Annotated in this window: 7 protein-coding genes; 1 reads left to right on the top strand and 6 read right to left on the bottom strand. The window is 71.3% G+C overall.

Going from position 1 to position 9,529, the window contains the following annotated elements; genetic code table 11:
• Positions 1-508: 508 nt before the first annotated feature.
• The 6 genes from AKI01S_RS46855 to AKI01S_RS46830 all read right to left on the bottom strand — a co-directional run bounded on the left by AKI01S_RS46855 (position 509) and on the right by AKI01S_RS46830 (position 6,082).
• Positions 509-862 (bottom strand): hypothetical protein, encoded by a 354-nt coding sequence (locus AKI01S_RS46855; protein ID WP_157420674.1) that lies wholly within the window; start codon positions 860-862, stop codon positions 509-511.
• Between the two features lie 424 nt (positions 863-1,286).
• A complete protein-coding gene (locus AKI01S_RS46850) occupies positions 1,287-1,979 on the bottom strand; it encodes a response regulator (protein ID WP_067833090.1) in 693 nt (230 codons plus the stop codon).
• Between the two features lie 4 nt (positions 1,980-1,983).
• On the bottom strand, positions 1,984-3,213 hold the full coding sequence (locus AKI01S_RS46845) for a sensor histidine kinase (RefSeq protein ID WP_067833103.1): 1,230 nt from the start codon (positions 3,211-3,213) through the stop codon (positions 1,984-1,986).
• Between the two features lie 18 nt (positions 3,214-3,231).
• Positions 3,232-4,014, bottom strand: coding sequence for a CPBP family intramembrane glutamic endopeptidase (locus tag AKI01S_RS46840; protein ID WP_218010082.1), 783 nt, complete (start codon positions 4,012-4,014; stop codon positions 3,232-3,234).
• Between the two features lie 950 nt (positions 4,015-4,964).
• Entirely contained in the window at positions 4,965-5,402 is a 438-nt protein-coding gene (locus tag AKI01S_RS46835; protein ID WP_067833086.1) for a DUF4267 domain-containing protein, read from the bottom strand.
• 41 nt (positions 5,403-5,443) lie between these two features.
• Positions 5,444-6,082, bottom strand: coding sequence for a hemerythrin domain-containing protein (locus tag AKI01S_RS46830; RefSeq protein WP_067833083.1), 639 nt, complete (start codon positions 6,080-6,082; stop codon positions 5,444-5,446).
• A 124-nt stretch (positions 6,083-6,206) separates the two neighbouring features.
• On the opposite strand from AKI01S_RS46830, the gene AKI01S_RS46825 reads away from it, so the two are divergent.
• On the top strand, positions 6,207-9,467 hold the full coding sequence (locus AKI01S_RS46825) for an ATP-binding protein (RefSeq protein ID WP_245682082.1): 3,261 nt from the start codon (positions 6,207-6,209) through the stop codon (positions 9,465-9,467).
• Positions 9,468-9,529 lie beyond the last annotated feature (62 nt).

Below are 9,529 nucleotides of genomic sequence, written 5' to 3'. Positions count from 1 at the left end.
CCTCGGCCTCTCGCTCCACCACATGACCCGCGGGCTCAGAAACTGGGCGCAGGCACACATGGCCGAGGTCCTCGCAAACCGCGAGAAGCACGACGTTCGCGCCCCCTGACGACTCACATCCAACCGTCCAACAGCTCTACATTCTCGGCCTACACCCTCAACTGCGAAGAGCCCATATGGCGCCGTCGCCGATCGTAGACCTCATTGTCGAGCTCGTTCTCCAGATCGTCGACGACCTCGTCCAGGGCGGGGAGGCGTTGGTTTATGGACCGGGAGCGTAGCGACGGCGTGCCTGGCGAACGGGCCGTTTGCCTTCAGCAGTCTGGCGGCTGGGGTCACGTTCGGGAGGAGAACGCCGGGTCGGCCGTTGGGCTGGTGGGAGGCTGGTCCCGGGAGAAGTCATCGAGGTGATGGCGGAAGTCTGCGATGCCGCTTTTCGTGCTGAAGACGATGTCGCGTTTCTGGGTCACTTTCGGGTCGCTTCCGATGGCGACATCGACCGGACGGCTCAGCGCCAGCCCGCTCGGCCCGCAGGTGAGCTCGGTTTCAGCAAGCCCCTGGGGGTGAGCGCGGGGTCGCCCTTGACATCGGATGCCTGGAGCCTGGTGGCGGCTTGGCGCAGCTGCTGCTTGCGCGAAACTTCGTAGAAGTCGTCGAAGGCCCTCTTGAAGGCGGGGTTTCCCAGGAGCCGCGCGGCGGCCGGCCGGGAGGACTTGATCGTGTAGTCGTGGTGGCTGTCCATCTGGTGGTGGTTGCCCCACGCGACCATCCCGCAATGTGCGATGGTCAGCGCAGGCTGTTGATCAGGACCTTCTTCGGGAGGAAGCGGGGGTTGCAGCAGGGCCGCCAGCGGATGAAGCAACGCCTGGTCCGTCAGCAGCGAAAGGGCATCGCCCAGCCACTGGCCGAGCGTGTCGGCCGGCCGCTGACATCAGGCCACGAAAGTATGCCGATGCGTCCCGAGCGCTCATGCAGCAGCGAAGTAAGCAGATTTCCGTTCGCTTCACATCGATATGTGAGATGACCGTCAGCCGATTGCGGGAGCCGACCATGACTCCATGGGAGCTGTCGATCCCCACGGCCTTGCCCTGGCCGATCTCAACCACCTTCTGCTGCCCACGATGGTCGATATACCGCACCTGCCGCAGCTGGGCGGAGCCGGAACCGCTCTGCTGAGAAGCGGTCCCCGTACTTTGCTGCGACGGGTTACTCCGGGAGGTTTGCTTGGGCTCCTGAGCCGTGCCCGTCCCTCGTTCCCCGGTGTCCGGGTCGACGAGCGCGTGGGTTCAGCCGGTGGAGGACACCAGCCCGACCCGGTAGGCGAGGACGACGGCCTGGACTCGGTCGCGCAGGCCGAGTTTGGCCAGGATCCTCGACACGTAGGTCTTGACCGTCTCGGGGGTGATGAAGAGCTCCGCGGCGATCTCCGCGTTCGACAGCCCCTCAGCGATCTTCCGGAGCACCTCCAGCTCGCGCGGGGTCAGTGCCCGTATCACCTCCTCCCTGGCCGGCCGGGAAGTGTCGGCCGGGCGCAGGTGTTCGGCGAAGTGGCCGATGAGGTGGCGGGTGACGGTGGGGGCCAGCAGGGCCTCGCCCCTGGCGACCGTCCGGATGCCGTTGACCAGCTCCGCCGGGGGCGCGTCCTTGAGGAGGAAGCCGCTGGCCCCGGCACGCAGCGCGTCGTAGACGTAGGCGTCAACGTTGAAGGTGGTAACGACCAGCACCTTCGGTGGTGCTTCGGCGTCGGGGCCGGCCAGTTGCCGGGTCGCCTGGATGCCGCCGAGCAGGGGCATCCGGATGTCCATCACCACCACGTCGGGACGCAGGCGTCGTGCGGCCTGGACCGCCTCGTGTCCGTTCTCGGCCTCTCCGACGACCTCCATGTCGGGCTGGGCGGAGAAGATGGTGACGTAGCCGGTGCGCACCAGTGCCTGGTCGTCGCAGACGAGCACACGGATCGGTGGCGGCGCGTCGCTCACGGGGTCACTCCGATGCGGGCTTGGACGGAATCGTGGCGTGGACCTCGAACCCGCCTTCGGGCCGGGGTCCGGCCTCCAGTTCACCATCGACCATCCGCGCCCGTGCACGCAGCCCCGCCAGTCCACGTCCGCCCTCAGGGTCCGGCTTCCGCACGGCAGGTGCGGCGGCCGGGGAGGCGGTGGGCCCGTCGGTGGTCACCTTGATCTCGATGCGCTCCTCGCCGTGCCGGACCAGGACCCGTGTCGTCTGCCCGGCGGCGTACTTCATCGCATTGGTGAGCGCCTCTTGCACCACCCGGTACGCGGCCAGCTCCACGTCCACGGACTGCGCCCGCCGCTCGCCGTGCTCGCTGAACTCGACCGGCTGGCCCGACCTGCGGGCCTGTTCGACCAGGTCCCCGAGCCGTCCCAGGGTGGGTGCCTGGTCCGCGCGTGCCCGGTCCGCGGACGCTGACTCGCCGGTCGCCTCCAGCACGCCGAGCAGGTATCGCAGCTCTGTCAGCGCCCGACGGCCGGTGTCGCTGACGGCCGAGAGTCCCTCGCCGACTTTGTCTGGTGCGGAGGTGAGCAGGAACTGTGCCGCGTCCGCCTGGACCACCATGGCCGTCACATGATGGGTGACCACGTCGTGCAGCTCGCTGGCGATTCGTGCCCGCTCTGCGGCCGTGGCCACTTCGGCGGTCAGCCGCCGCCGCTGCTCCTCTTCCGCCCGTCGTGTGCGCACGGTGCTCCCCACCAGCCAGAACGCGGCCAGAGTCAGATAGAACGCGAGATAGTCCGTGATGCCCTGCGGTGAGCCGAGGCGGTCCAGGACGAGGGCCAGCACGGCATAGCCCGCACTCACCACGCCCGCCAGAGCATGGCGGAAACGGACCTGGTGGGCCCCGGCCGAGTACAGGGCCAGATACAGCCCCAGACTCCCGAACGTCGTCGCGAAGCCCAGCGCCTGGTGCGCGGCGAACGCGCCCGCGACGACAGCCAGACAGCCCGCGGGCCACCGCCGGCGGGCCGCCAGCGGCAGGGCCTGGGCCAGGATCAGCCCGACGCCCAGCGCGCTCGCCGGCCGCTCCGGCAGATCCCCGATCTGCGCTCCGATGTTGGACAGGGCAGGCACGAAGGCCGACAGGACCAGCACCAGGGCGAGAACGCCGTCCTTGAGGAAGGCGTCCCGCTCCTCCCACCAGTCGAGCGGCGCCCGGAGCAGCGCACGGCTCCAGGGCGCCTGAGGGGACATCACTACCGTTTCCTCCGGTCAACTGGCCTGAGTGCGTCGCGCGGATCGACGGGGCAGCAGACGGCCGCCGCAGCGGGCGAGGACGAACATCCGGACGGCCAGCAGCACACCGATGACGACGGACACCAGCGCCGCCTCCAGGCCGAAGCCACCGCCGGTCAGCACAGCGGAGCCATGCACGTCGACGGTGAACAGGCCCTCGGAGGTGTGCCCGGAGACCGGGATGCCGAGCAGCTGCTCGGTGGCGTTCCAGGCGAAGTGCAGACCCACGACGAACCAGATGTTACGCCGCCACAGGAACGCGGCGCCGAGCATCACGCCCGCTTCCAAAGCGATCGCCAGCGCACTCCACGCACTGGCTCCCGGAGTGCCCAGATGGGCGATGCCGAAGAACAGCCCGGTGATCACGATGGCGACCCGGCTGCCCCACAGCTGCTCCAGAGCCTGCAGCGCGAGACCGCGGAACAACAACTCCTCGGTGACCGCGGCGCCGATCTGCACCATGACCGCGGACCAGACGACCGCCATGAAGCCATGGCCCGCCCAGGAGAACGAGTAGCCCCCGAACACCGTGATCAGCAAGACGGACACCAGAACGAAGCCCAGGCCGATCGCGCCGCCCAGCAGCGCCTCCCGGCCGGCTCCCCGCCGGGCGATCTCCGGCGTCGAGCGTCGCGCGACACGGCGCATGACCAGCCAGTACACGGCCACCGCGGCCACCGCGCCCAGCGCCGGAACCGGGCCAGGACCCGTGGCGGTCAGGCCCGAGACCAGGCCGACGCCGACCAGGCCCGTCAGCATCCAGCCGAGCGGAGAGCGGACGATCCGGTCGAGACGACCGCCGCGAGCGTCGTGACCGTCGGGGCCCGTGTCCGGGCCGGGGCCTCCGGTGTGCCGTGCGCTGGACGTTGTCCTCATGGTGGCCTCCCCTGTAGCGGTCGCACAGGCTGCGACCTGACAACCACGCTAGGAATCCGGCGCCGTCCGCGAATCACCCGCACATGGACAGCCCCGGTAGCTCTCGCGGGGGATGCGCACTGACAAAGGATCAGGCACCCGTACGGGAGCCGGACATCATGACCGCCGCGGCGGCGAGGTCGAGATGGGAGTCGAGTTCGCACCGGCCGTAGGGATTGACGTGGGTCCAGAACAGCGGGGACAGGGCCTGCCGGTCGGCGTCGGTGAGGTAGTCGCGGATGAACGCCGTACGTACCGCCCGCCCGAGTTCCTCGATCCCCCGGTAGGTGGGGTGCTTGGTCCACCGCGGGTGCCCAACCGGTTGTTCCGCAGCCGCTCCTGGTCCTCCTCCAGCAGCGTCCAGACCTGGATCAGGTTCTCCGGCTCTCGCTCCTGCCGCACCGCGCTCCTTCCGGTCGTCATGATCGGACCAACCTCGCCGAGCGCACCCCAGATCCGCTCCAGAGAGCTACTAGTCACCTCACCGGAGCTTCGGGAGAACAGGGCCGTCTCACCCCGCTGTTCGGAACTCATGTGCGCCCGTACGGCGAGGTCCGTCCCGACCTGGGATCACGTTGAGGTGATGCCTCTTGCGCGTACACGAACAGGACCGTGCTGTACCAGCGGCTGGTTCGGATCAATCGGCTCAGGTCTCGTTGGCGTGGTGACTGCGGTGCAGCAGACCGCCTCAGTCCTGGAAGGAGATCGTCTGCCTGGCCTTTCCCGGCGGGCGCTGACAGAAAGGGGATGGCCCGGCCAGGTGGCCGGGCCATCCCCTTCGGGGTGTGCAGATGTCAGGCGGGCTGTGTGGCAGGCGCTGGGGCGGGGACCTTGTGAGCCTTGCGGGCCTTGCTGGTCTCGCGGAGGATCAGCAGGCCCGTGACCGCGACCAGTGCCGAGGTCAGGCCATGGATGCCGAACGCGGCGGCCATGGAACCGTGGTGGGTCAGGACGGTGATCATGTCGCCGAACGGGGCGACGGCCACCATCAGCAGGACCCAGCCCAGGGCGCGACGTTGGCCCGTCACCAGCAGGACGCCCAGGGCCAGGCCCATCGCGTTCTCGCGGTTGCCCTTCACGTTGAGGAAGCCGCCGCCGTCGCCGGAGGGCCAGGTCGGCAGGCCGAAACCCGGAGCGGACGTCTCGGGGATCAGGAGGAAGGACATCCCGAGGTAGAAGCTGAACAGGACGGCGGCGGTGGCCAGGACGGTGTTGATGCTCTTCAACGACATGGTTGTTCTCCTTCGAGTTCGAGGCTCGGACTGAGCAGGTCTCAGCCGCGGACGCGGCGGATGTGACGGACGTAGCGGGGGCGGCCGATGATGTGCCAGATGCCGCGTACCGGAGCGGGAAGGACGGACAGGAGCGTGGCGCGCTCGGTCGGGTTCGCGTCCTCCAGGACGAGGCCGAAGAGGGTGAGCAGGGTGAGCTTGGGTGTGTTGGCCATCAGGTGCTCGCCCAGAGAGGCCCATTCCTTTTCGGTGATGTGCTCGGCCGCGAGCGGAAGGAGGGTGGCTTCCTCGTCGTCGAGGTGTTCGAGGAGTACGGCCCGGTGGTCGGCCAGGGCGGCCACGAGCGTGTCGCGCTCGTCCGCCCCGGCGGTGGCCTCCCACGCGGGGACCGCCGCGTCCAGCCTGGTCAGCGTGGCCGCGACGCGTTCGTGCTGGGCCTCCATGCGCAGCACGATGTCGGCTTCCAGGTCCACCCGGGACAGGAGCGGCGGCCAGAGCAGCTCGTCCTCGCCCTCGTGATGGTTGTGCAGGCCCAGCCGGTAGTCGCGGAAGTGGTCGGCGATCACCTTGGCGCGAGCGGTGTCACCCGGGGTCACCGCCGCGACGAGCTCCACCAGCAGCCGCGACTCTCGGCGGAAGGCGCGGTGGACGATCTCCATGTCCTGGGTGTTGACGCTCATTTCGTTCCTGCCCTTCATCGGTTCGACGTGTTGAGACTGCTCCCGGGCATTTGGAAGGGACTTGGAACCGACTTGGAGCAGCCGCGCGCGTACGATGTCCCGCGTCATGGTCTTGATCCGGGTTTTGGGTTCTTTCGGCGCCGAGGTCAACGGCGAGTCCGTTCCTCTGGGCGGGCCGCGGCAGCGCGGCGTCCTGGCGCTCCTGGTCGCGGCGCGCGGACAGGTCGTGTCGGTCGACCGGATGATCGAGGATCTCTGGCGCGGCGAGCCGCCATCCCGTGCGCTGGCCTCCCTGCAGGCGTACGTCTCCAACCTGCGCCGGCTGCTGGAGCCCGGCCGCCCGCCCCGGACCCCGGCCCGCCTCCTGGTGAGCGCCTCCCCCGGCTACGCGCTGCGGCTGCCGCCGGAGTCGGTGGACGCGTGGCGTTTCGAGGACCTGCTCGACGAGGCCCGCGCGCTCACCGAGCCTCCGGCCGCCCGCGCCCGGCTGGCCGAGGCGCTGGGCCTTTGGCGGGGAACCGCGTTCGCCGAGGTCGCCGACGAGCCGTGGGCCGCCGCCGAGACCGCCCGCCTGAACGAGCTGCGCCTGGTCGCCCGCGAGCTCCACGTCGCGGCGGGCCTGCGGATGGGCGACCCCGCTTCGGTGGTCCCTGAGGCCGAGCGCCTCACCCGCGACGAACCCCTGCGTGAAGAGGGCTGGCGTCTGCACGCCCTGGCGTTGTGGAGTAGCGCCCGCCAGGCCGACGCCCTGGCGACGCTCCGCCGCGCCCGCGCCACCTTCGCCGACGAACTCGGTCTCGACCCCGGCCCCGACCTGGTCGCCCTGGAAGAGGCGATCCTCGCCCAGCGCATCGACATCCTCCGCACGGCCGTCCCCCCACCCTCCACGCCCTCGCACGACGCGACCCTGCACACCGCGTCGCCCCACACCCCTCCCGCACACGCCACGTCCCGGCACGACGCGTCCCCGCACCGCGCGGCCTCGTTCGTGGGGCGGGAGGACGAGCTCGCCGCGCTGGTTTCGGCCGCCGGGGAGGCTGCCGCCGACGGGGTGCGCGTCGCTCTTGTCACCGGGGAAGCGGGGCTGGGCAAGTCGACGCTCCTGGAGCACCTCGGCGCGCGGTTGGAGCGCGACGGCTGGCTCGTCGCCGCCGGGCGTTGCCCGGAGGCCGACGGCGCGCCGCCCGCGTGGGCGTGGGTCGAGGCGCTGCGGGCCGTCGCCGCGGCCGTTCCTCCGGAGGGGTTCGCGGAAGACCTGGCGCCGCTGCTCTCCGACTCCATGCCGGTGGACAGCGACGCCGCCGCCGGGCGGTTCCGGCTGCGCCGGGCCGTGTGGGGCTGGCTCGCGGCGGCCGCCACGGAACGGCCGGTCGCCATCGTGCTGGACGACCTGCACTGGGCGGACACGGCCACGCTGGGGCTGCTCGGCGGCGGCGTCGGCGTGCGGGCCCCGATCCTGGTCGTCGCGGCGTACCGCCAGGACGAGAGCGAGCACCTCACCGAGACGCTGGGCGCGCTCGCCCGCACCGCGCCGCTCCGGATCGCGCTGCCCGGGCTCGACGGCGCGGCGGTGGCCGAGCTCGTACGGGCCGAAAGCGAGGCCGACGACGCGACGGTGGCGGGGATCGCCGAGCGCACCGGCGGCAACCCGTTCTACGTACGGGAGAGCGCGCGACTGCTGAACGGCGAGGGCGCGCTGGTCGCGCTCTCCGAGGTCCCCGAGGGCGTACGGGACGTGCTGCGGCGGCGGCTCGCACGGCTTCCCGACGGCGCGGTGCCCGTCCTGCGGCTGGCCGCGATCGCCGGGCGGGAGAGCTCGGTGGAGGTCCTCGTGCAGGCCGCCGACACGGACGAGGACGGCGTCCTGGACGCGCTGGACGCGGGCGTCATCACCGGGCTGCTCGACGAGCCGGGGCCGGGGCGCGTCCGGTTCGTTCACGCGCTGGTGAGGGACACGCTGGTCGCCGACTCCAGCCGGTTGCGCGCCACCAGGATGCACGCCCGGATCGCCGAGGCGCTGGAGGGCACCGGCGACATCGCCGCGCTGGCCCATCACTATGCACGAGCGGGGTCACCGAAGGCCGTCGGCTATTGCGTGCGGGCCGCCGAACTGGCCGAGGCGCGCTACGCGCACGACGTGGCCGCCACCCTCCTCGCCGACGCGGTCGCGAACTCCTCCGAACCGGAGGAACGCATCGACCTGTTCGGCAGGCTGCTGCGCGCGCAGATCAGGGCCGGGGCGGTGGCGGCGGCACGGGACACCCGGCGGCAGGCCGTGGAGCTCGCCGAGTCCCTCGGACGCGACGACCTGATGATCGCCGCGTTCACCGCCTGGACCGAGCCGACGCCCTGGCAGCCCCGCGCGTACGGCACCGTGGACCGGCCCATCGTCGACCGCCTCAGCCGTCTGCTCAAGCGGACGGACCTGGCACCCGAAGTGCGGTCCCGCCTGTTGACCGCGTACGCCAACGAGCTGGCGGGCGAGGACGACCCGACGGTGATGGAGGCGGCGCGGGAGGCACTCGACCTCGCCGCCGATCCCCGTCTTCGGGCCGCGGCGCTCCAGGTGCTGGCGCGCGCCTCCGGTGATATGCCCGGGCAGGACGAGTCCTGGCGCGAGCTGCTGGAGATCGGCATCGAGCACGACCTGCCCGTCTACCGCGTGACCGGGCTGCTCAACCAGGCCACCGCCGCCGCCGCGGCCAACGATCCGGCGACCCTGCGTGAGGCGGTCGAGGAGGCCCTCGGCCTCGCGCGCACCTACCGGATGCCCGAGGCGGTCGGCGTCGCGGAGATCGCGCTGGCGACCCTGGTGCTCATCGAGGGCCGGTTCGCCGAGGCCGAACGCCTCTACATCGAGGCCACCGAACGCATGGGACGCGCCGGATCCGGCCACGCCGCGGACTTTCTCCGCTTCGCGCTGGCTGCGATCTGGCTGAACGACGGCACGCTCGGCGACCACCTGGACGAGGTGCGCGCCCTCCACGAGACGTTCGGCCCGATGGTTGCGGACCTGCTCGCCCTCGCCCTCCACGCCGCCGGCCGCGACGACGAGGCGCGGCGGGCCCGCATGTCACCGGACCCGATCCGGCCCGACTTCTTCTTCACCTTCCTGACGACCCTGCGCGCCATGGCCGTCATCGCGCTGAACGACACCGGCGCCGCCGAGGAGTGCTACGCGGCCCTGCTCCCCCATCGCGACGGTCCTCCGGCCGGTGCCACCAACCTGGCGCTGGCCGTGCGCCCGGTCGCCCACACGCTCGGCGAGCTGGCGCTGCTGCTCGGCCGCGACGACGAGGCCGCCGCCCACTTCGCCCGGGCCGCCGCCATCGCCGACCGCTGGAACGCCCCCCACTGGTCCGCCCAAGCCCGCGCACACCTCTGACCAGCCCGGCCCCGACCTGCTGAGAGCCGTTCGCGGCCACCACCCCGCCCCGTCCCTGATGG

It is taken from the genome of Actinomadura kijaniata NBRC 14229, from assembly GCF_001552175.1.
GTDB classification, from domain to species: Bacteria; Actinomycetota; Actinomycetes; order Streptosporangiales; family Streptosporangiaceae; genus Spirillospora; species Spirillospora kijaniata.
Note: the sequence above shows the minus strand (reverse complement) of the source record. Positions and strands in the feature narration are given on the sequence as shown.

Excerpts from the sequence above, each read along its gene's own strand:
- AKI01S_RS46840 (WP_218010082.1), bottom strand. The coding sequence starts at position 4,014 with ATGCTGACGGGCCTGGTCGGCGTCGGCCTGGTCTCGGGCCTGACCGCC.
- AKI01S_RS46835 (WP_067833086.1), bottom strand. The coding sequence starts at position 5,402 with ATGTCGTTGAAGAGCATCAACACCGTCCTGGCCACCGCCGCCGTCCTG.
- AKI01S_RS46830 (WP_067833083.1), bottom strand. The coding sequence starts at position 6,082 with ATGAGCGTCAACACCCAGGACATGGAGATCGTCCACCGCGCCTTCCGC.
- AKI01S_RS46845 (WP_067833103.1), bottom strand. The coding sequence starts at position 3,213 with ATGTCCCCTCAGGCGCCCTGGAGCCGTGCGCTGCTCCGGGCGCCGCTC.